We start from the raw sequence: 20380 nt of genomic DNA on the forward strand, positions 1-20380 counted from the left end.
CGTCGTAAGATCTTGATGTGAATCGCGACGGGTTGGCAGACTTCCTGAGGCATCGGCGGGCGGCCCTGGTTCCCGCTCACCACACGGCCCGCCGAACCCGCGGATTACGGCGCGAAGAGGTCGCCGAGCGCGCATACATCTCGATCGACTACTACACGCGGCTCGAGCAGCGGCGCGGGCCACGACCGTCACCCGAGGTGGCGTCGGCGCTCTCCCGGGCGCTGGACCTGACCACCGACGAGCGCGACCATCTCTTCCACCTGATCGGTCACAACCCGCCCCAGCAGACCGCGGACCTCGACCGGGTCGACCCGGGGCTGCGCCGGGTGCTGCATGCGCTCGACGGTAACCCCGCGATGGTCATGTCGAACCTGGCACACACCCTGCTGCAGAACCGGTTGGCCCTCGAGTTGTTCGGCGACCAGACGCACTACACGGGTCTGGCCCGGAGCGGCTACTACCGGTGGTTCATGAACCCGGAGGAACGCGACCGCTATCCCGCGGACATCTACGCGGCCCAGAGCGCGACCTACGCCGCCGCCGTCCGGGCAGCGGCGGACCTGGAACCCGATCCCGCCGAAGCCGAGCAGATGATCGCGAATCTGCTGGCCGGAAGCGCCGAGTTCCGCCGGCTGTGGGACAACCACGAGGTACGGCTGTGCCGTCAGGAGACCACATCGCTGCTGCACCCGGTGGCGGGCCGGGTCGACCTCGACTGCGAGGTCGTCTTCAGCCACGACCGCCGGCAGCGGATGCTGGTCTTCACCCCGCGCGGCGGCAGGGATCTCCGCCACCTGCTCACCTCCGGACAACTGAGCAGCCGCTGACCGCGGGCCCCGGGCCCGGTACGGGGATGACGCCTTCCGCGCGGAGTGCGGCCAGCAGAGGTGGCAGGCTGACAGCGGCCGCACGCGCGTAACCCGCCGGGGAGGGGTGAAAGCGGTCGGCGCCGAACATCCGTACCGGATCGGCCTCGAAGTAGGGGTTGAGCAGCTCGGCCAGGGGGATCGGGAAACCGCCGGCGGCCACCACCGCGTCCGTCTGTGCGTGAGCCAGCCATCGGCTGCGCAGGGCGGCCAGCCACCGCAGTGGCGGCCGCAGCGGGGGCAGGACCCCGAGGTCGGGGCAGGTGCCGACGATGACCGGGCAGCCGGCGGCCCGGAGCCGCCCGACCGCCTCACCGAGATGCCGCGCCGCCGCTTTGAGCGGCGCGAACCGGGTGACGTCGTTGCCCCCGACGAAGATGATCGCGATATCCGGCTCGTGCTTCACCGCGGCCTGCACCTGGTGCGGCAGGTCCGATGACATCGCGCCGACGAAGGCCTGGCGGTGCAGGCGTACGGGCCGGCCGGCGCGGCGGGCGACAGCGGTACCCAGCAGAACGCCCAGGGTCTCCCGGGGCCTGGTCGCCCCGTAGCCGGCGGCGAAGGAGTCCCCGAGAATCGTCATGGTCAGCGGGGGACCGGGAAGCCGCGCGCCGATCAATCCCTCAGCCCGTGGCGGCGGTTGCATCGCGACCGGAACGATGCGCTGCACGCGCCGGGCCTGTCCGACGATGACCGCCACCGTGCCGGCCGCCAGGGCTGCCATCACACCCAGCACTACACCGAGAATTCCGATCACCCGCTCCGCTCTCAGGTGTCGATCTCACCCGGCTCGGGCCGCGAAGAACACGCAGAACCACATGACGAAGCAGTTCCGCATATGAATCGGACTCAGCAGGATCGGACCGGCACGCTGAACTCGACGCCGTCCTCGCGGACCAGGTGACGCAGCCGCGCGATGTCCGGGAAGGCACCGTCGAGCGGGTACGCGAGCAGCCGGCCGATCGCCGTGCAGTACTTCGCCAGCGAGGTGCGGCCCGGCATGGTTATCGACAGTTCCTCGGCGGCCTCGTACCGGTGAACCTCGGCATCCGGCGGCACGTCCGCGAGCGTCGCCGGGCCGTCCAGGAGCGGAACCTGGATCAGCCAGAACGGGCCCTCCGCAGCGGAAGCCCGTCCCGGCGCGAGCATCCGCCACGGCGTACCCGCCGGCGTCGCACCGCCCGACCGCACCGCCGTGAGCAGGTCTTCGGTCGCGGCTCTCAGGATCGCCTCGGTCAGGTCCCACTCCTGCCGGTCCCGTCCGAGCGGGGTGACCGGCGCGAGCCGCGACACCACGGTCATCGCCGGAACCCGCCGCAGGCATGGCTGCGGCGGCGCCTCGAGCAGATCCCCGGCGGTCCGGATCGCCTCGTCCTGTTCCGCGCGCCGGCGCTGGACCTCAGCCTGGTGCTCGCGCAGCAGCCCGGGCGCGACATCCGGTTCGTCGAGGGCCCGCCTGATCTCCTTGACCCCCAGGCCCGCCTCCCGCAGCACGGAGATCAACATGACGTCCGCGACCTGGTCGAAGGTGTACGAGCGGTAACCGGTCTGCTCGTCGACATGGGCCGGAACGAGCAGCCCTTCGGCGTGGTAGTACCGCAGCGTCTGCGCGGACAGGTGGGACATCTCGCTGAAGTCTTTGATCGACAACATGTCCACAGCCTGCGCCTTGCAGCGGCCACAAGGTCAAGTCACCAGGCCGCGGCGGTAGGCGTACACCACGGCCTGCACGCGGTCGCGCAGGTCGAGTTTGGTGAGGATGCGGGACACGTACGTCTTGACCGTCTCCTGACTGATCACCAGGGCCGCCGCGATCTCGCTGTTGGAGAGGCCCTCCGCGATGAGCCGGAGCACCTCCATCTCGCGCGGGGTCAGCGCGCCGCCGTCCGGGTCGCCCTCGGCCGGGCGGATGCGGGCCGCGTACCTGCCCACCAGCTGCCGGGTCACCTCCGGGGCCAGCAGCGCGGCACCGGTCGCGACCGTGCGGATGCCGTTCAGCAGCTGTGCCGGTGGTGCGTCCTTGAGCAGGAAGCCACTGGCACCCGCCCGCAGGGCCTCGTAGACGTACTCGTCAAGGTTGAAGGTCGTCACCACGAGGACTTTCACCGGCTCGGGGACCGCGGCGCCGGCCAGCAGGCGGGTCGCTTCGATGCCGTCGAGCACCGGCATCCGGACGTCCATCACCACCACGTCCGGCCGGAGCCGGGCGGCCAGGTCGACGGCCGCGCGCCCGTCGCCGCACTCGCCGACGATCTCCATATCGGACTGGGCGTTGATGATCGTCGTGAAGCCGGTGCGGATCAGCTCCTGGTCGTCGCAGACCAGCACCCGGATCGGCGCTGTCACGACGGGTTTCCGGCCGGGATCCGGGCCCGCACGAGAAAGCCGCCACCGGCCTGCGCGCCCGCGCTGAACTCTCCACCGAGGACGGTGACCCGCTCGCGGAGGCCGGCGAGGCCGCGCCCGCTGCCACCCGGTGACGCGCCGCTCGATCCCGAGCCGTCGGTGCTGATCTCCACGGTCGTCTCCCCTTTCCCGTGCCGGACGTGAACCCTGGTCGGGCTGCCGTGCGCGTACTTCAGCGCGTTCGTCAGCGCCTCCTGCACCACCCGGTACGCCGCCACCTCGGCGCTGCCGGTGGCCGCCGCCGTCCCCTCGCGGACGAACTCGACCGGCTGCCCGGCCTGCCGGGTCTGATCCACGAGAGCGTCCAGGTCACCGGCCGAGGGCGTGCGCGGGTCACCCGTACCGTGATCGGGGTTGAGCAGGTCGAGCAGCTGCCGCAGGTCGCCGACGGCCCGGCGGCCGGTGCCGGTGATCGCGTTCAAGGTCTGCTCCAGCCGCTCCGGATCACCCGTCAGATAGCGCGCCGCCTCGGCCTGCACGACCATCGCCGTCACGTGATGCGTGACGACGTCGTGCAGCTCCCGGGCGATGCGCGCGCGCTCCGCCGCACGGGTGCCCTCCTCGACATGGCGGCGGCGTTCCGCCTCGGCGGCCCGGCTCTGGCGCAGCCACGCCCCGACGCCCCAGGCGAGGGCCAGCAGCAGGTAGAACGTGGTGAACCCGGTGACGCCCTCGGTGGAGCCGAGCCGGTCCAGGGAGATCGCCAGGGTGACGTACGCCGCCGAGGCGAGAGCCACGACGACCCAGCGGCGCCGTTCCACGTAGGCGCCGGCGCTGACCAGCGCGACGGCCAGTCCGGTACCCGCGACGGTGTGGTAGCCGCGGAACTGGTCGATGGCGAAGCCGAGCGAGACCAGCGCGAGACAGACAGCGGGAAACCGGCGGCGCACGGCCAGCGGCAGGCTCTCCAGGGCGATGACACCGACGGTCAGCGCGTCGTACGGGCGGTCCGGCAGGTCGCCGAGCTGGGTGCCGTGCTGCTCCAGCGCCGGGACCACCGCCGCGAGCCCGAAACCGAGGGCGAGGGGGAGATCCCGGACCGTGACCGGGAGCTTCCGGAGCTTGATCACTGGGCGACTGTAGCGCTCGCCGGGACCTCGGCCGTGCGGCGCCGCCGACCGACGATGTGCCCGCGGCGCTTGGCCAGCAGGAGGAACACCACGGTCAGCACCACGCCGGCCAGCACCGCGTACAGGCTGCCCTCCGGCCCGAAATCGCCGCCGCTCAGCGCGGCAGGTCCCGACATCGAGGCCTCGAGCAGGCCTTTCGACTCGCCGTTACCCGACACCACGACGCTGAAGATGCCACCCGCGGCGAAGTTCCAGGCGAAGTGCAGGCCGATCGGCACCCACAGGTTCCGCGTGGCGGCGTAGCAGGCGGCCAGCATGAACCCGGCCTCGATGGCGATGGCGGTCGCGCCCCAGAAGGTGGCGTCCGGGTTCGCCAGGTGCATCGCGCCGAACACCACGCCGGTCAGGGCGAGAGCGATCCAGGTCCCGGTACGCTCCTCGATGATCCGGAACAGCACGCCCCGGAAGAGCAGTTCCTCGGTGACCGCAGCGGCCGCCATGAACCCGAGCAGACCCAGCGCTCCGGTCGGCGAGCCCCAGCCCTCGACGTGGTAACCGCCGAGGAACGCGATGTTGGCGATGACGGCCGCGAACATGGCGAACCCGATGAGCATCCCGCGGCCCACCTTCCCGCCCCAGCCGTCCCGGCCCAGTTCGGCCGGATCGCGGTATTCGGTGCGCCGCACGACCCACCGGTAGACGACAACGGCCAGCACCGCCGTCACCGCGCCGATCACCAGGGTGAGGAGGAAGCTGCCCTGGACGGCGGCGACGCCCTGCCCACCGATCAGACCGACGGCGGCGACGGCGAGAAGCTGTTTGACGAATCGCATGATGGCTCCTTCGCAGGCCGCGACCGGAGTGCCGCGGACACGAAGAAACCTATGAATTCCGGCCGCCGTAATCGTCACCGCGCGGTGGACACTTGCCGGTAGCTCGCTCGGGGGACAAGCCTCGCCCGGAGGCCCCGGTGCCGAGCGCCTCGACGCGCCGGAAGATCAGCCAGAACAGGGCGAGGACCACGGCGAACACCGGCAGCCAGAGCAGGCGGGCCGTCACCCAAGCCGGTCCGTCCGGCGCCCCGATCAGCCCGGCCGGCTCGCCCAGCACCAGATGGCCGGCCGCGCTGACGACCAGCAACGCGCTCTGATGCCACAGGAACACCGTCATCGCGGACAGGTTCAGCAGGGCCACGATCGCCCACCAGCCCGGCCGCCGCATCAGCCCGGCCAGCCGCTCCCAGGCGAGCCGGGCCACGCCGATCTGCACGAGGGCGAGTGCCACCACGAGCAGGGACGGCGGGGCCAGGTTCGATCGGTCGTCGCCGGGGACGCCGACCATGCTCGCCGGATAGTCCGCGACCAGGATCAGGAACGCGCCGGCCAGGACACCAACCAGAGCGAGCGGAGAACCCCAGCGGCGGTCGAGGCCGCCGCGGCTCAGGGAGACGCCGAGAACGTACGGCACCAGCCAGGCGGTGACGGCATTGAGGTACGCCACCTCGCCCGGCAGCCCCGGCCAGAGCTCGAAGCGTACGAGGTCGACGACGGCGACCGCGGCCAGCGGACCGAGCGCGGCCGCCGCACCGAACCGCCGTTCCGCCGCGACGACCAGCGGGGTGAGCGGCAGCAGCAGCACGAGGACGCCGACGAACCACAACGGACTGACCATCAGGTTGCTCACGGTGTGCGCGGTCCACGGCTCCACCGGTGAGCCGGACAGCGACGTACGGACCATCACCCACACCCCGAGGAACATCACGACCGGCGGCAGCAGCCGCCGCAGCCGCGAGACCAGCCAGGACGCGGTCGATCGCCCACGTCCCCGCCATCTGCTCAGCCCACGTCCGGCCGAGTAACCGGAGACGAAGAAGAACAGGCCGAGCGTTTGCAGGAACCAGGTCATCGGTACGAGCCACGGCATCGAACTGAGGGGACTCCGCTGATGCCATCCGTCGTCCGGATGCGCCACGAGTGCCGTGACCATCCAGTGCCCGACGACCACACCGGCCATCGCGAGGGCGCGCACCGCGTCGACCGTACGGTCCCGGCCGGCCGGCGTGGCCTCGGCGAGACGCCGGCTCCAGGAGATCTCGGTGGCCGTCATCGGGCGTCGTCACCCAGCCCGATCCGCGCCATCGCCAGCAGCGACGACGTGCCGGGCAGGAAATATCCGTCGTGCCCGTCCACGTCCTCGCAGGGCAGCGGGAGAGCGCCGAAGCCCGGATCGAACGGCAGGGTCGCGTGGCCGATGCCGAACAGTCGCAGTCCCGGTACCCGGCGGGTCCAGTCGTTCGGCGCGCTACCCGCCCACACCGTGGCCGGCGAGCCCAGATCCTCCCGGTCGTCGACGCCCATCCCCGGGCTGCCGATCGCGACGATGTCGGTGACCTGCGGGCTCAGCCGGGATGCGGCAAGTCCGGCGACGATGGAACCGTAGCTGTGGCCGATGACCGTCACGGCAAGCCCGGGACGGTCCAGCACGAGCCCGTCGACGAAACGCTCCAGCGCGATCGCGCCGGCCGCGGCCCGGTCCTCGCGGAACGCGTCACGGCGTACCCCCTCGGGTGGGTCGTAGCCGAGCCACGCGATGACCGCGACCTTCGCGCCGGGCTCGACCCGCAGCATCTCGGTGTGGAGCCGGCGGGCCTGCCAGGACGGCGCCCGGCGCAGCACCCCGCCGTGTCCGGAGTCGAATCCGGCCAGGGTGTCGTCGACCCCGGGCACCAGAACGGCGACCCGCTCGGCGGTGGCGAGGTCGCCGATGACCTCGGCGGCACGACCGTCACCCCGGGTGTCCAGGGCGAGGAAGGTCCGGTCGGCCCAGTCCGGACGCTGGGCGCGGTTGGCGGCGTACCGCAGCGCCGTGGGCACTCCGTCCAGGTTGCCGGCCACCCGCGGGTGCCGCGTCGTCAGGGCGGTCGCGTCCGGCGGCGGCAGGGCGGCGAAGAACGCGGCGACCTGCTCGACGGTGGCGGTCGCCGGGTCCGGGGGCCGCAGCGCGTCGGTCATCCACTGCTCCACACCGGCGAGCGGCACGGCCGGTGTGGCCTCGGTGGCGCGGAACAGCACCACGCCAGGCACTCCCACGAGCACGGCGACGAATGCCGACGCCGCTGTTCCGAGCAATCGGCGAGGCCTGCTCAGCACTATCTCTCCGCCCTTCACTCCATTCCCGGCAATGGACCGAAGTTATGAGCGGGAGTACCTCCATGTCGTCAATCCGTAGCGGGATCAACGCCGTAGTACCTGAGAGCTACGACCCATATATTCCCAGTTCAAGAGGTGCTACTTGAGCGTGACGACAGCGGGCGGCCCGCTTCCTAGATTGGGGATCCGACACCCGTTCCCAAGGAGACGCCAGTGACTATTTCACCCCGGAAAGCCGACACCGAAATCACGCTCGAATACGTCGAAAGCCTTTACCGCAAGTACGAGGCGGACCTGCGCACGGTGCGCGACGAGCAGCGCCGCCTGCGGCACGGCACTCCGCCGCTGAAGGCCCAGCTGGACGACCTCGAGGCCGAGATCACCTACCTGCTCGTCCGCGACACCCGTCCCGAGGTGATCGTCGAGATCGGCTCGCTGCACGGCTGGTCCACCAACTGGCTGCTGCGCGCCCTGCGGGACAACGGCGCCGGACGGCTCTTCACCCACGACCTGATCGACAACGCGCGCCACAACGTCGCTTCCGAACTGGCGGACGGCCGGTGGACCTTCGTGCGGGGTGACGCCCGGCAGACGCTCGACAACCATGAGTACGAGATCGACTACCTGTTCGTCGACGCCGCGCACACCGCCGCGTTCGCCCGCTGGTTCGTCGGTGAGCTGTTCCCGACCGTCCGCCCGGGCGTGCCGGTGAGCGTGCACGACGTCTTCCACAGCCGGCGCCCGTGGCCGTTCAGCGAGGGCCGTGTCGTCCTCTCCTGGCTGGCCGAGCGGAACACCGGCTACTTCACCCCGTCCCGTGCCGCGGCCCGGGACTCACACAACGCGCTGGTCGCGGTGAAGAACGAGTTGAACCTCGGTGATCCGGTGCATCACGGCCAGGACAACCCGATGATGTTCTTCCACATGCCCTGAACACGGTTAATCTGAGTCTCCATCGGACATGCGGTCGCTGAAAGGGCGAGCTGAGGAGCAGACATTGGCGCACACCTCCGCTCGTCTCCTCGCCGCGACCGGCCGGCAACTGTTCGCCCTCACCGCACGCCCGGAACCCGGCGCCGATTCCCGGCGCCCCACGCTGATGCGCGGGCTGCGGTTCATCGGGGTCGCTCTGGTGACCCTGTACACGGTCGTCGTCGGCATCGGCGTGCTCGCCGACACCCTCCCGCAGAGTTCACCGGTGATCACCGTGCTGGCCGTGGCGCAGGCCGCGCCGATCGTCCTGATCCGCTATCGGCCGATCGCCGCCTGGTGGCTCGGCCTGATCGCCGCGATGCCGTACCTGATCCTGATCGGCTCCTCCACCGGGCCGGCCATGGACAGCGTGTTCTGGCCGTGGAGCGTGGGCGGCATCGTCGCGATCCTGGCCACCGGCATGATGGTGGCCTACCAGGTTCCGTACCCGGTCGCTCTGGCCCAGTGGCTGATCGTCAGCGCCGTGTCCGTCGCCGCGGAACTGATCTTCCCGGACCGGCCGCAGCTCAACAACGGCCTGGTCCTCTCCGGCTTCTACGCCGCCGGGCTGGCCGTCATCGCGACCGCCCGCTGGCTGCGCGACGTCCGGCGCGAACTGCGCCGCCAGGTCGGGCTCACCGAACAGGAACGCGTGCAGCGGACCGCGCTCGAGGAACGCGCCCGGATCGCCCGGGAACTCCACGACGTGGTCGCCCACCACATGTCGGTGATCGCCGTCCAAGCCGAGGCCGCGCCCTACCGGGTCACCGCACTCGACCCGATCGCGGCCGAGAGCTTCACGTCGATCAGGCAGAACGCCCTGGCCGCGCTGACGGAGATGCGGCACATCCTCGGCATGCTTCGCTCCGAACAGGACATCCCCGATCGGTACGCCCCACAGCCCACCCTCGCCGACCTCGACCAGCTCTTCGACAACTGCCGCAGCGCCGGGCTGTCCCTGCGGACCGACATCCACGGTGACGTGTGGTCATTGCCGGCGCAGGTGGAGCTGATCGCCTACCGGGTGCTGCAGGAGGCGCTGAGCAACGCGATCCGTCACGCGCCAGGGTCCGACGTCGAGGTGGAGGTCGGGTACGGGCCGGCCGTACTGAATCTCCGGGTCTCCAACAGCCCCGCACCTGCCATCCCCGCGCCTCGCGCCGGCGGTCACGGCCTGACCGGGATGCGCGAGCGAGCGGCGGTCCTCGGCGCGACGTTGCGGGCCGGGCCACGCGACGACGGATGGTACGAAGTCAGCGTGGCTCTGCCCGTGACGGTCACCGCAGCCCTGCCCGTGACAGGAGGATGAGCACCATGCCGATCCGGGTGCTGGTCGTCGACGATCAGCGCATGCTACGGGAGAGCTTCGCCGTCCTGCTCAACGTCCAGCCGGACATCGAGGTCGTCGGCGAGGCGTCGAACGGCGAGGAGGCCGTCCGCCAGGCCCGCGACCTGAACCCCGACGTGATCATGATGGACGTCCGGATGCCGATCCTCGACGGCCTGAAGGCGACCCGGCGGATCCTGGCCCACGACCCCGGCATCAAGGTGCTGATGCTGACCACCTTCGACGAGGACGAATACGTGCACGAGGCCATCCGGGCCGGCGCCAAGGGCTTCCTGCTCAAGGACTCGTCGGCGCACCAGCTCGCCGACGCCATCCGCACCACCGTGTCCGGCGGCGCCGTGCTCGCCCCGTCGGTGACGAACCGGCTGATGGAGGACTTCTCCCAGCGCTCGGCCGTGCCCGCCCTCTCGTCGGCCCGGCTGGCCTCGCTGACCAACCAGGAGGTCAGGGTCCTCGGGCTGATCGCCCGCGGCATGTCCAACGCGGAGATCGCCGGCCACCTCACGGTCGGCGAACAGACCGTGAAGACCCACGTGAGCCGCATCCTCACCAAACTCAACCTGCGTGACCGTACGCAGGCAGCCGTCGTCGCCTACGAGACCGGACTGGTGATCCCGGGCCGATAGGAATCCGGTGGCGAGCCCCCGTCACACTCGAATCCCGTCTGTGAAAGGCCGCGTGTGCCCGACTCCTCCGATGACCGCCTTGCCCGGCGCGGGCAGGCCGCAACCCAGCTGGTCGCCGTCTATGCTCTGGGCTGCCTGACCCTGCCCGTGGGTGCCGGCCTGTTCGTGGGCATGCTCTTCGGCGGTGGATTGGGGCTTCTCCTGCTGCCGGTGGTGGCCGTCGGCCTGTTCTTCCTCGCCGGGACGGCCACCAGCAGCGCCTCACCGGCGACCGGACCGGTTGCCCGGCGTTTCTGGTGGGCCGTTGCGGTCACGGCGGGTGGGATGACAGGTGTCGGCGGCATCGCCTGGCTCACCACGTTCTTCGACATCGAGTACGGCGAGATGGCGCCCTGGATGCTGGCCGCCGGCCTGCCGTACACCGTGGTTGCCGCGCTCTTCCTCGGGCGGCGGCTCCGGCTCGCCGTGCTCGCCGTCGTCGTCCTTCTGGGGGCAGGCGCCGCGGTCGCCGTGCAGCAGCAGGTCCGCCAGGAGCACGCCGAGTCCCGGCGCGCCGATCTGTTGTCCCTGCTCCAGGCGCCGCTCGACCAGATCTACACGACCGAGATCCCCGGCTATCGGCGGACGACGACGCCCGTCACCGCGACGACCGACTACGAGCCGACGGACCAGGCCACCGTGAAGTACTGGCGGGAGCAGACCATCGTGGTGACCGTCTCCCGTACCGCTGTGGAAGGTCCCGATTGTGGCCCCGATCCGCTGTACGTCCCGCAGCCGGCGCCGGTCCTGCTGCCGCCGGACGCCCCGGCCGACGCACCGGCACCGGTCCAGCCGACGCCTCCTCCTCCGCCCCGGCCCGAGGAGATCAGCTGCCGGCCCGACGGCAGCTCACTGCTGTACCGCCATGCGCGCGGATCCCACGAATACATCCGCACCGACGGCGACGTCGTCCTGCGAGCCGGAGCCGGCACGGTGGTCGACGAGGCGCTGCTCAGAGCCGCTGTCCTCGCAGCCCGCCCGATCTCCGAGGACGAACTGGCGACCGAACTGCTCGGCGGCTGAGAGCAGGAGGCGCCAACGACCCCGGACGTCGGCCTGGTACTCCATCCTCACCCCCGAGGCTGCGCCGGCTCCGGCACCGCGACGGTGGAGATGCCGGCGATGATCGCGTCGAATGTCCAGGCCAGGCGCTGACCTCCGGTGCCGGAGAACAGCTCGTGGCGGGCGTGGGCGATATTCGGGCAGTCGCCGTCGGCGGCGTCGTTCAGCGCTTCGACGAAAGCGTCCTGCTCGGCCTGCGCCTCGGTCGCCTCGTTGCGCGCGCCCTGTTCCGCGGCAGTGGCGGTGGCGTGCTGCAGGAGCAGATCGACACCCCAGGCCGCCTGCGCCACCGGCACACCGCCGGCGTACAGCAACCCCAGCAGCGTGTCGACCAGCCGCACGTAATGCGGGCCCGAGGGGCGCAGTGCCAGAACCGACCGGGCCAGGCTGGGCTGACCGAGCAGCAGCTGCGTGTAGCCGGTGAGCACCCCGATCAACTCCTCCCGCCAGCGCTCGTCCACCCCACCGGGATCGGGGAGAGCGAGGCCGGCGAGCAGTTCGTCGAGGATCGCGCCGTGCAACTCGGCCATGTTCTGCACGTAGACGTAGAGCGAGGCAGGGCCGGTGTCGAGTTCGGCAGCCAGCCGACGCATCGTCACCCGCTCCAAGCCCTCCTCCTTCATGATCCGCAATGCCGCGCTGACGGCGCCCGCTCGGCTCAGCGGTGGCTTGGCCGGACGGTCACGACGGCTGACAGGAACTCGACGAGGGCTCATAACGCGATCGTATCGAACATGTTCGTGCACCACATGCCTGAATCAGCGCTCGGCGGTGACGCTCTCCAGGACGACGCGAGTGCCGCGCCGCCAGACCGCCCGGGTGTTGAGGGTGTCGCTGATGGTGGTGGTCGGGTCGCCGTCGACGAGCAGCAGATCCGCGCGCAGGCCGGGGGCGATGCGACCACGGTCGTCGAGGCCGAACCGGCGGGCCGGGGTGCTGGTGGCCGCGCGTAGAGCCTCGACCGGGGTGAGCCCAGCCCGTACGAGATATTGCAGCTCGTGATGGACGCTGGCGCCGTGCGCCAGACCGCCGAGGAAGGGCAGGGCCACCGACGCATCGGTGCCGGCCAGGATGTCGACCCCGGCATCGTGCAGGGCCTTCACGGAGGCGAGCACGTCGGCGAGGCTGCCCTGCGGGTAGTGGCCGAAGCTGGAACGAAGTGTCGTCATCCAGTCGTCGGGCAGCCGGGAGGCCACTCGGGGGTCGTCGGCCAGTTCGCCGCCGGTGATGCCCATCATCGAGGCGTTGAGGACCACGCACGGCACAACGAACGCGCCGGAACCGGCAACCAGGGTGATGATCTCATCGGTGCACGGCCGGTCCATGAACAGGTGTCCCAGGCCGCCGATTCCGGCCTCGATCGCCATCCGGGTGGCGTCGATGGTCAGCGCGTGAGCGACGGTCAGCATGCCGTGCCGCTTGGCCTCCGCGACGCCCGCGGCAAGGGTTGCCTGGTTGAGCATGGGCAGTCCGGGATGACCCTCGACGCTGCCGTCGTCAACCATGAACTTGATGTAGTCCGAGCCGGTCTCGACCAGCTGCGGGATGTACGCCACCGCCTCCTCCGGCGTGGTGGCAAACGGCATCACCGGCGGCGGGCCGGCCGGACGTGCTCCCGGCGGCGGGGTCGCGCCGGGCGGCGGGCCGGGACGGAAGTCCTCGGGGAACAACTCACTGGGGTGCCCACCGGGCGGGGTGATCCCGAACCCGGACGACCGCACGTCGGCGACCGTGTCGTCCTCGCTCAGGTACGCCCGGTTGTGCCGGGTGTTGGTGCCCTGCATCTCCAGCTCGGTCGTCACTCCGAACCGTAGAGCCAGGGCCAGGCTCGCCGGGTTGGTGTGCACGTGCGCGTCGATCAGGCCGGGCAGAAGCGTGGCGCCCCTCGCGTCGACGATCGCCGCGTCCGCCGGCGGCTCACCACCCACCGCGACGATCCGGTCGTCTTCCAGCAGCACGGTCGTGGCATCGAGCACCACGGTCCCGTCGAAGATTCGTACGTTGGTGATGGCGGTTGCCATGGTGGTTCACCTTTCATGGTGCGGGCCACGACGTTCGTCGTCGGCGGCCACTGGCCTGAAGATCGTGAAGCAGCTGACGAACGCGTTCGTCACGAACATACTGCGTGAAAAATGCGTTCGCAACGAACGCGTTCGTCGGGCTTGGATTTTGAGGGGCCACTACGGACGAGGCTCGCTGAGATACCCGAGCCCACGGCGGGATCGCCATCCCCCTACCGTCGATCTCCACCATTCCGGGCCGTCTACTCCTCCGATCAGCCAGAACTGCTTTGCCGTCCCTTGATCAACTTCCTGTCTGGTTGCAGCCTGGACTTCTCGCGCGCGACCGCGTGAGACACCGATGGGAGTTCTCGTTGACCCGCACAGCGCGTGCCGCTGCCTCACTGTCCCTGGCTCTGGCCGTCGTCGCCTCCGGCCTGGTCCTCTCCGCCGCTCCCGCGTCCGCGGCCAAGGTCAGGCCGACGATCGACGCCGCCGAGGTCACCAAGAAGGGCGCTCCGATCAAAATCGTCGGCAAGGCCGGCAAGGGCGCCACGGTGACCATCAAGTTCAACGGCAAGGCGGTGAAGAAGACCAAGGCCAACAAGTCCGGACGGTTCTCGGCCTCCGTGAAGGCCACCAAGGGCGGGAAGTTCACCGCCACCGCGAGTGGGCACACGAGCAAGGCCGACGCCATCAAGGTCTACGTGAACCAGCGGCGTTCCGAGACCCTCTACTCCGGACGCGACGGCGGCGTCGGGAACTTCAAGTCCAAGACGGTGACGTTCCGCAAGGGCGCTTCGATCACCGTGAAGGTCGCGACGGATGACATGGTCTGCACGGACTCGGCGCCGTGGATCGACCCGTGTTTCGAGTACGGCTACGCCACCGTGGCGATCCTGGCTGATCTCACCTCCGCGATGACCGGCGGCGACAAGTACTACGACACCGAGACCTTCGAGGTGTACGAGACGAGCCGGGGCATCGTCGACGTCTACTCCATCGACGCCGAGAACTGGACCGCCTCCGCCGTGCAGTCCTGGACCGCCCGCGTCTACGTCTGACCGCAGCGCCAGATCCGGTCGGAGACTTGTCGGAAGCTCGCCCGGTGACCGGGGTTACCGTTCGCCTCCCCGGGCATCAGGCGGCGGACGCGGAGCTCCGCCGAGCCGGCAGCGCTGCCACGGCGATGAGGGCGAGCACGGTCAGACCGCCTGCGGCGAGGAAGGCGGCTCGGGCGCCGGGCAGGAAATCCTGGGGGACGGCTCCGGCCGCGTACACCGAGACGATGACTGCCAGGCCGATCGCACCGCCGAGTTGCTGAGAGGTCTGCATGAGCCCGGATGCCGCGCCGGCGTCGGCGGCGGCGACGTCACCGAGGATGAGCGAGGCGGCGGGCATGAAGGTCAGCCCGGCAGCGATGCCGTTGAGCAGCAGTGGCGCCAGGACGGCGGTCGGGTAGCCACCGGTGTCGCCGATACCGCTGAGCCAGGCGTAACTCGCGGTGAGTCCCGAGCATCCGATGATCAGCAGGGGTTTCTGGCCGAAGCGTCCCACCAGCAGTGGCGTGATTCGCGACATCGCGAAGATCCCCCCGGTCATCGGCAGGAACGCCAGCCCGGCGGCGAGCGCGGAGAAGGCCAGTTCGCGCTGGAGGTACTGCACCACCAGGAAGAAGATCGACATCTGAGCGCCGAAGACGAGCGTGGTGACGATCAGCCCGGTGACGCGCCGCCGGTCACGCACCAACGCCGGCCGCAGCAGCGGGTGGGCCGCACGACGCTCGGTCACGATCAGCGCGGTCAGCAGAATCAAACCCAGGAGCAGCCCACCGAGTACGGCCGGAGAGGTCCAGCCGTGATCCGGCGCCTGGATGAGAGCCCAGACGGTGCTGGTCGCGGCGCCGGTGGCGGTGACCGCTCCGAGAACGTCGAAGCGGCCGGGCGTCCCGGGGATGGCGGCGACGAGCCGGGTGATCAGGGCGAGCACCACCAACCCGATCGGCACGTTGACGAACATGGTCCAGCGCCAGGAGCCGTACTCGGTGAGCAGGCCGCCGAGCACCAGGCCGAGGGTGCCGCCACCGACACCGACGGCGGAGAAGAGGGCGAGGGACCGGCGACGTGCCGCCTCGTCCGGTGCGCTGACGGTGAGCAGGGCCAGGACAGCCGGTGCTGCCAGAGCCGCACCGGCACCCTGCACCGCGCGGGCGGCGATCAGCCAACCCGGTGTCGGAGCGAGCCCGCCGGCCAGGGAGGCTGCGGTGAAGAGCCCGACGCCGAGGACGAAGGCCCGCCGTCGGCCGAGGACGTCGCCGAGGCGGCCTCCCAGCAGCAACAGGCCGCCGAAGGCGAGCGCGTACCCGTTCACCACCCATGACAGGGTGGCCGGGGCGAAGCCCAGACCTGCGCCGATACGGGGCAGCGCCACGTTGATGATGGTCGTGTCGAGAACGAACATGAGCTGAGCGAGAAGCATGAGAGCCATGCCGCCGGTCGCCGGCGGGACGGCGGTCCGGGATGGTTCGGTGTCGAGCGAGGTGCTCACTGGTCTGCACTCCCTGGGCACGCGGAATCGTTCCGGGGCAGAGGATCGCCAAGGAGGCCGGCGTCGGGAGCGCCACCCTCTACCGCAACTTCCCGACCCGGGAGGCGCTGATCGCGGCGGCCTATCAGAACGAGCTGGCCCGGCTCTGCGACGCCGCCCCCGAATTGCTGGCAGCCCTTCCACCGCGGGACGCGCTGCGGGCCTGGATGAGCCGGCTGATCGAGTACACCACCGCCAAATTCGGCATGGCCGAGGCCCTGCGGTCCGTCCTGGACTCAGGCGTCAACCCGTACGCCGACAGCCCGCACCGAGTGATGGCCGCGATCGAGGCGCTGCTGGCCGCCGGAGCAGCCCGCCCCGACGTCACCGCCGCCGAGGTCTTCACCCTGCTGACCGGCATCGCTCTCGCCCTCGACCGGACCGGACAGCCAGACCGGGCCGAACGCCTGCTCGACCTGGCCCTGACCGGGCTCACCGCCGAGCCGCCGCCCTGACCCGTCCGCGCCTGCCCGGGTGGGCGCTGACCGCGCGATGCGGCAGGCAGACCCGCCGTACATGTCGCCTCGGACGGCCGGCGGGGCGCCGCGCCTTCCCATGGTCATGCAACACCGCCGCCTCGTTCGCGACTACGAAACCCGGCCAGAGAACTCCGCCAGCATGAAACCGCATAACCCCAAACCACGCCAAATAGACAGCCGCTATCTCGTCGTGATGCCGGTCAGGCGCAGCTCCCCGCCCGAGGTGACGGTCCAGCCGTCCGGCCAGATGCTGTCGCCGGACGCAGCGTCGTTGACGGCCATCGCGCCGTTCAGACCCGCGTCGCCCCGGAACCGGGCGCCCTCGAAGGTGGTCAGCCCGCCGAACTCGGCGTCGGCGAAGCCGACCACCTCGTCGAAGACGGCGTACCCGAAATGGGCCCGGCCGCAGAACCGGGTGGTGCCGCTCGATGCGCTCTCAGCGGACGTCACGTCGGGTTTGAGATGACCGCCGAACCATGCCGGTCCGCCAAATCGGGCGGACCGGAACGAGGCATCCCTGCTGAACACGCCTCGAGTGAAGTCCGCCCCGCCGCTGAACCTCGTACCGTTAAAATCGGCCCGGCGCGCGAAATTGGCGGCCTTGAAATCCGCTTCCTGGGCGAAGATTCCCTGCCGGAATTCGACCCGGCTGGTGAAATGGGCGGCAACGAAGGACGCTTTGCGGAACTGGGCGCGGTCGAAAACCGCGATGCGCCGGAAGACAGCCCGGTCGAATGACGCGGCGCGGACCACCGCATCGGACATGTCGAAGTCGACGAGGGTCGCGCTGGAAAGGTTGATGTCGATGTCGAACCAGCGCTGCTCGGACGCTTCGCTCTTCAGGTGACGGACCAGGATCTGCTGTGCGGCGAGGCGGACCTGCAGCTCCTGGCCCGAGGCGATCTGCTCAGCCTTCTCGCTGTCGTTGAGCTCTTCATCATGGTCGACGCTGAACAGCGTGTAGGGCATACGGAGATACGCGCAGATGACATTGACAACGGTCTGTCGCTGATCAGGGACTTGCTGAGCGAGCCGTTCCAGCGAGTACAGCGCACCGAGCCGGACCGCCGCATGCGCCGAGCCCAGCTGCTCGATGCTTTTCGAGTACTGCTCGGTGACCCGGCGCGCTGCTGCGTCCGACTCGGTGTGCGTCTGAGCCCGCTGGCTCAGCGCATGCTGGTCCACGGCAAGCTGATGCGCCGTTTCGGTGTGCCGCTGACGGCGGATAGCCAGCAGCAGCGCGGCCATTGCGCCGGCACCGGCGACGACGCCGAACGCAAACTTGAGGACATCCAGCCGCAGCTTCGCCAGCTCGGTTCCCGTGGTGGTGTCGACGAGCAGCCACATCAAGGCCACGACGGCGAGGCCCAGGAGCGCGATGACCGTCGACGCAGCGGCAATGCCGGCATCGGTGAGCAGCCACAACCACCGCGACGGTTTGCGCTGCCCTGCCGGATTCGGCCGCGCGCCAATGTCGTTCGCCACTAAGGCATGATGACCGACCGTCGCAAATGGTCAGGTGGCGCTGGTCTAGCACTGTCTCCCCATGGTCGATATCGATGGGACCACCCCATCACGGTCAGCACCACGCGGAACGTCGGCGAGGCCGTGGTCGCACTCGGCGACTACGCGGTCGGTGCCGGAGCCACCGAGAAGAACCGAGCCAGATTCGCCCTGACCCAGAGCCTCGCCACGAAGTGCAGCGCGTCCGCATGCACGGCTCAGCCGCCATCGACCTGGCGTGGCTGGCCGCCGGCCACATCGACACCGTCGTCATGCTCGCCAACAAACCCTGGGACACCTCGGGCTGGCGTCGTCATCGCCCGCGAAGCGGGCGCGCTGGTGGTCGACCGGACCTTCTGATCCGTAGACAGCGCCGCAATCAGAAGAACTCAGGACACCGAACCGAGCTGGGCATCTCGGTGATCTTCAGATGATTTGCGCCTGGGCGGAGACCCTGCACGAACTAGCTCCGGTCCGCATGATGGCGAGCTGATGCGAAGGCGAGTTACCGGCGAAATTGTCAGCCACCGCCCTTCTTGCGAGCCGTCATCGGTCTCGTCGAAGTTGGTATCGACGGTCTCGGTCAGGTGGCGACTGCGGCGCTGACGAAGGCGGCGACTTCGCGTGAGGTGCTGCTCTGTGACCAAGCGAGGACGAGGGTGACCGAGTCGGCGTCCGGGACGGGGCGGCTGGTCAGGCCCGGCGGCAGGTGTTCGCCAAGCGTTTCCGGGACGACCGCGATGAGGCGCCCGGTCTGGATCAGGTGCAGCAGTTCGTTGCTGTCCGCGACCGGGTGGCCGGCGACGCTGGGGCGGGATTCGGGCCAGCGGGCCATGGGTTCGCCGTGCAGGTCGGCCATCGACACGGTGACGCGTTCGATGAGCCGGTGACCTCTCGGCAGGATTACTACCTGGCCCTGTGTGTGCAGGGCGTCGCTGTCGAGGCCGGTCAGGTCGTTCTGCGGGTGATGCAGCAGGGCAAGATCGGCTCGGCCGTCGCGGACCATGGCGGCGCGCTCGCCCGCACTGAAAACGAGGTCGACCGGGACGGCGCCGGGGGATGCGGCGTAGCGATCGAGGATGGCCGGTAGCAGTCCTGCGTCACCGCCGGGTTTCAGGGCCAAGGTCAGGTGTGGGGTGGTTCGTGCGGCCTTTCGGGTACGTCGGATCGCTGCTTCGACCGCGTTGAGCGCGCCACGTGCCTCGGTGAGCAGCACTTGGCCGGGTGCGGTGAGGTGGACTCGGCGGCTGGTGCGTTCCAGCAGTGTGACGCCCATCCGGCGTTCGAGGAGACGGATTGCGCGGGACAGTGGTGGCTGCGCGATGCCGAGGCGTTGAGCGGCGCGGCCGAAGTGGAGTTCTTCGGCGACTGCGACGAAGTAGCGCAGTTCGCGCGTCTCGACGTCATCCATACCTTCAGGGTATCGCCGCAGACCTGGTCGATCCTGGTCCGCGGGCGCTGCCGGTGGTGTGCTCAGGGCATGGACGAAGCACGTATCGCGCTGGTGACTGGCGCGAACAAAGGGATCGGGCGGGCCGTCGCGGAGGGTCTCGCTGAGCTGGGGATCACGGTGCTGATCGGTGCCAGAGACTCCGAACGGGGAGCGGAGGCTGCAGCGAAGATCAAGGGCGCGTCGCCGATCCGGCTGGATGTGACCGATCCCGCCGCGGTCGCTGCTGCTGCTGAGGAGGTCGGATCCCGGTTCGGCCGGCTGGACATCCTCGTCAACAACGCGGGGATCGGTGGGGATCTGGCGGCGCAGGAGCCTGGGGCAGCCCGGCTGGATGGCATCCGGGAGGTGTTCGAGACGAACCTGTTCGGGGTCGTGACGGTGACCGAGGCGATGCTGCCGCTGCTGCGGCATTCCGCTGCGGCACGGATCGTGAACGTTTCCAGCGGCACGTCGTCGAAAGCGTGGATGACCGATGCGACCCACTATCTGAGCAGATCGGCGGCGTCGCTGGGTTACCCGGTGTCCAAGGCCGCGCTGAACATGCTGACCGTGCAGTATGCGAAGGCGCTGGCCGGGGACGGGATTCTGGTGAATGCGATCGCGCCGGGTGCGTGCGACACGGATTTCGCCAAGGGTTTGCCGTTTCAGCTGTCGCGCACGGCGGCCGAGGGCGCGGCGGTGGTGGTGCGGCTGGCAACGCTGGGGCGGGAGTGTCCCAGCGGGGGGTTCTTCGACGACGGCGGAAAGGTGCCGTGGTGAGATGTCCCGGCCGCCACTGACGGCTGGGGCCAGATGTGCTGCCGACCGCCTGCGAGGGCGCG

At 69.9% G+C, this 20380-nt stretch carries 21 protein-coding genes; 9 read left to right on the forward strand and 12 right to left on the reverse strand.

Annotated features, from left to right (window positions below):
* Window positions 1-17: 17 nt before the first annotated feature.
* A complete protein-coding gene (locus AMIS_RS39335; protein WP_041830352.1) occupies window positions 18-827 on the forward strand; it encodes a helix-turn-helix transcriptional regulator in 810 nt (269 codons plus the stop codon).
* Here the strand turns inward: AMIS_RS39335 and AMIS_RS39340 are convergent.
* The 7 genes from AMIS_RS39340 to AMIS_RS39370 all read right to left on the reverse strand — a co-directional run bounded on the left by AMIS_RS39340 (window position 799) and on the right by AMIS_RS39370 (window position 7416).
* Window positions 799-1590: an SGNH/GDSL hydrolase family protein gene (locus tag AMIS_RS39340; protein WP_157435568.1), complete on the reverse strand. Its 792-nt coding sequence runs from the start codon at window positions 1588-1590 to the stop codon at window positions 799-801. The two genes, AMIS_RS39335 and AMIS_RS39340, sit on opposite strands and share 29 nt — an antisense overlap.
* A 125-nt stretch (window positions 1591-1715) precedes the next feature.
* Window positions 1716-2519: a MerR family transcriptional regulator gene (locus AMIS_RS39345; protein WP_014448071.1), complete on the reverse strand. Its 804-nt coding sequence runs from the start codon at window positions 2517-2519 to the stop codon at window positions 1716-1718.
* 33 nt (window positions 2520-2552) lie between these two features.
* A complete protein-coding gene (locus tag AMIS_RS39350) occupies window positions 2553-3212 on the reverse strand; it encodes a response regulator (protein WP_014448072.1) in 660 nt (219 codons plus the stop codon).
* Window positions 3209-4342, reverse strand: coding sequence for a sensor histidine kinase (locus AMIS_RS39355; protein ID WP_014448073.1), 1134 nt, complete (start codon window positions 4340-4342; stop codon window positions 3209-3211). Before AMIS_RS39355 ends, AMIS_RS39350 begins: the two co-directional genes overlap by 4 nt.
* Window positions 4339-5175 carry a CPBP family intramembrane glutamic endopeptidase gene (locus tag AMIS_RS39360; RefSeq protein ID WP_014448074.1) on the reverse strand — a complete coding sequence of 279 codons (837 nt, stop codon included), beginning with the start codon at window positions 5173-5175 and terminating at the stop codon, window positions 4339-4341. The genes AMIS_RS39355 and AMIS_RS39360 overlap by 4 nt, the downstream gene beginning before the upstream one ends.
* Before the next feature lie 49 nt (window positions 5176-5224).
* A complete protein-coding gene (locus AMIS_RS39365) occupies window positions 5225-6448 on the reverse strand; it encodes an acyltransferase family protein (RefSeq protein WP_014448075.1) in 1224 nt (407 codons plus the stop codon).
* Window positions 6445-7416 (reverse strand): alpha/beta hydrolase, encoded by a 972-nt coding sequence (locus AMIS_RS39370; RefSeq protein WP_231859184.1) that lies wholly within the window; start codon window positions 7414-7416, stop codon window positions 6445-6447. Before AMIS_RS39370 ends, AMIS_RS39365 begins: the two co-directional genes overlap by 4 nt.
* Window positions 7417-7704: 288 nt before the next feature.
* Between AMIS_RS39370 and AMIS_RS39375 the strand changes: the two genes are divergently transcribed.
* The 4 genes from AMIS_RS39375 (at window position 7705) to AMIS_RS39390 (ending at window position 11499) form a co-directional block, all read left to right on the forward strand.
* On the forward strand, window positions 7705-8424 hold the full coding sequence (locus AMIS_RS39375; RefSeq protein ID WP_014448077.1) for a class I SAM-dependent methyltransferase: 720 nt from the start codon (window positions 7705-7707) through the stop codon (window positions 8422-8424).
* A 64-nt stretch (window positions 8425-8488) separates the two neighbouring features.
* Window positions 8489-9772 (forward strand): sensor histidine kinase, encoded by a 1284-nt coding sequence (locus tag AMIS_RS39380; protein ID WP_051042332.1) that lies wholly within the window; start codon window positions 8489-8491, stop codon window positions 9770-9772.
* The gene (locus AMIS_RS39385; protein WP_014448079.1) at window positions 9769-10437 is read left to right on the forward strand and encodes a response regulator; all 669 of its coding nucleotides are present in this window, start codon (window positions 9769-9771) and stop codon (window positions 10435-10437) included. The genes AMIS_RS39380 and AMIS_RS39385 overlap by 4 nt, the downstream gene beginning before the upstream one ends.
* 54 nt (window positions 10438-10491) lie before the next feature.
* On the forward strand, window positions 10492-11499 hold the full coding sequence (locus AMIS_RS39390; RefSeq protein ID WP_014448080.1) for a hypothetical protein: 1008 nt from the start codon (window positions 10492-10494) through the stop codon (window positions 11497-11499).
* A 47-nt stretch (window positions 11500-11546) separates the two neighbouring features.
* On the opposite strand, the gene AMIS_RS39395 is transcribed toward AMIS_RS39390, so the two are convergent.
* Window positions 11547-12254, reverse strand: coding sequence for a TetR/AcrR family transcriptional regulator (locus AMIS_RS39395; protein ID WP_014448081.1), 708 nt, complete (start codon window positions 12252-12254; stop codon window positions 11547-11549).
* 42 nt (window positions 12255-12296) lie between these two features.
* Entirely contained in the window at window positions 12297-13559 is a 1263-nt protein-coding gene (locus AMIS_RS39400) for an amidohydrolase family protein (RefSeq protein WP_014448082.1), read from the reverse strand.
* Window positions 13560-13912: 353 nt separating this feature from the next.
* On the opposite strand from AMIS_RS39400, the gene AMIS_RS39405 reads away from it, so the two are divergent.
* On the forward strand, window positions 13913-14602 hold the full coding sequence (locus AMIS_RS39405) for a hypothetical protein (RefSeq protein ID WP_041830354.1): 690 nt from the start codon (window positions 13913-13915) through the stop codon (window positions 14600-14602).
* A 76-nt stretch (window positions 14603-14678) separates the two neighbouring features.
* Here the strand turns inward: AMIS_RS39405 and AMIS_RS39410 are convergent, their stop codons facing one another.
* On the reverse strand, window positions 14679-16085 hold the full coding sequence (locus tag AMIS_RS39410) for an MFS transporter (protein ID WP_014448084.1): 1407 nt from the start codon (window positions 16083-16085) through the stop codon (window positions 14679-14681).
* On the opposite strand from AMIS_RS39410, the gene AMIS_RS39415 reads away from it, so the two are divergent.
* Window positions 16058-16579: a TetR/AcrR family transcriptional regulator gene (locus AMIS_RS39415; protein WP_014448085.1), complete on the forward strand. Its 522-nt coding sequence runs from the start codon at window positions 16058-16060 to the stop codon at window positions 16577-16579. The genes AMIS_RS39410 and AMIS_RS39415 overlap by 28 nt on opposite strands.
* A 204-nt stretch (window positions 16580-16783) precedes the next feature.
* On the opposite strand, the gene AMIS_RS39420 is transcribed toward AMIS_RS39415, so the two are convergent.
* On the reverse strand, window positions 16784-18088 hold the full coding sequence (locus AMIS_RS39420; RefSeq protein WP_014448086.1) for a pentapeptide repeat-containing protein: 1305 nt from the start codon (window positions 18086-18088) through the stop codon (window positions 16784-16786).
* A gap of 227 nt (window positions 18089-18315) precedes the next feature.
* Between AMIS_RS39420 and AMIS_RS44900 the strand changes: the two genes are divergently transcribed.
* Window positions 18316-18540, forward strand: a complete 225-nt coding sequence (locus AMIS_RS44900; RefSeq protein ID WP_014448087.1) for a hypothetical protein — start codon at window positions 18316-18318, stop codon at window positions 18538-18540.
* Between the two features lie 149 nt (window positions 18541-18689).
* On the opposite strand, the gene AMIS_RS39430 is transcribed toward AMIS_RS44900, so the two are convergent.
* Window positions 18690-19517, reverse strand: a complete 828-nt coding sequence (locus tag AMIS_RS39430) for a LysR family transcriptional regulator (RefSeq protein WP_014448088.1) — start codon at window positions 19515-19517, stop codon at window positions 18690-18692.
* A 69-nt stretch (window positions 19518-19586) separates the two neighbouring features.
* Here AMIS_RS39430 and AMIS_RS39435 point away from each other — a divergent pair, with 69 nt between their 5' ends.
* Complete coding sequence (locus tag AMIS_RS39435; protein ID WP_014448089.1) at window positions 19587-20318, forward strand: SDR family NAD(P)-dependent oxidoreductase; 732 nt, start codon at window positions 19587-19589, stop codon at window positions 20316-20318.
* Window positions 20319-20380 lie beyond the last annotated feature (62 nt).

The sequence above is a fragment of the Actinoplanes missouriensis 431 genome (assembly GCF_000284295.1).
GTDB classification, from domain to species: domain Bacteria; phylum Actinomycetota; class Actinomycetes; order Mycobacteriales; family Micromonosporaceae; genus Actinoplanes; species Actinoplanes missouriensis.

Coding starts and splice junctions, on each gene's coding strand:
- AMIS_RS39340 (WP_157435568.1), bottom strand. CDS start 1,590: ATGGCAGCCCTGGCGGCCGGCACGGTGGCGGTCATCGTCGGACAGGCC.
- AMIS_RS39345 (WP_014448071.1), bottom strand. CDS start 2,519: ATGTTGTCGATCAAAGACTTCAGCGAGATGTCCCACCTGTCCGCGCAG.
- AMIS_RS39360 (WP_014448074.1), bottom strand. CDS start 5,175: ATGCGATTCGTCAAACAGCTTCTCGCCGTCGCCGCCGTCGGTCTGATC.
- AMIS_RS39365 (WP_014448075.1), bottom strand. CDS start 6,448: ATGACGGCCACCGAGATCTCCTGGAGCCGGCGTCTCGCCGAGGCCACG.
- AMIS_RS39385 (WP_014448079.1), top strand. CDS start 9,769: ATGAGCACCATGCCGATCCGGGTGCTGGTCGTCGACGATCAGCGCATG.
- AMIS_RS39395 (WP_014448081.1), bottom strand. CDS start 12,254: ATGAGCCCTCGTCGAGTTCCTGTCAGCCGTCGTGACCGTCCGGCCAAG.
- AMIS_RS39400 (WP_014448082.1), bottom strand. CDS start 13,559: ATGGCAACCGCCATCACCAACGTACGAATCTTCGACGGGACCGTGGTG.
- AMIS_RS39415 (WP_014448085.1), top strand. CDS start 16,058: ATGGTTCGGTGTCGAGCGAGGTGCTCACTGGTCTGCACTCCCTGGGCA.
- AMIS_RS44900 (WP_014448087.1), top strand. CDS start 18,316: ATGCACGGCTCAGCCGCCATCGACCTGGCGTGGCTGGCCGCCGGCCAC.
- AMIS_RS39430 (WP_014448088.1), bottom strand. CDS start 19,517: ATGGATGACGTCGAGACGCGCGAACTGCGCTACTTCGTCGCAGTCGCC.
- AMIS_RS39435 (WP_014448089.1), top strand. CDS start 19,587: ATGGACGAAGCACGTATCGCGCTGGTGACTGGCGCGAACAAAGGGATC.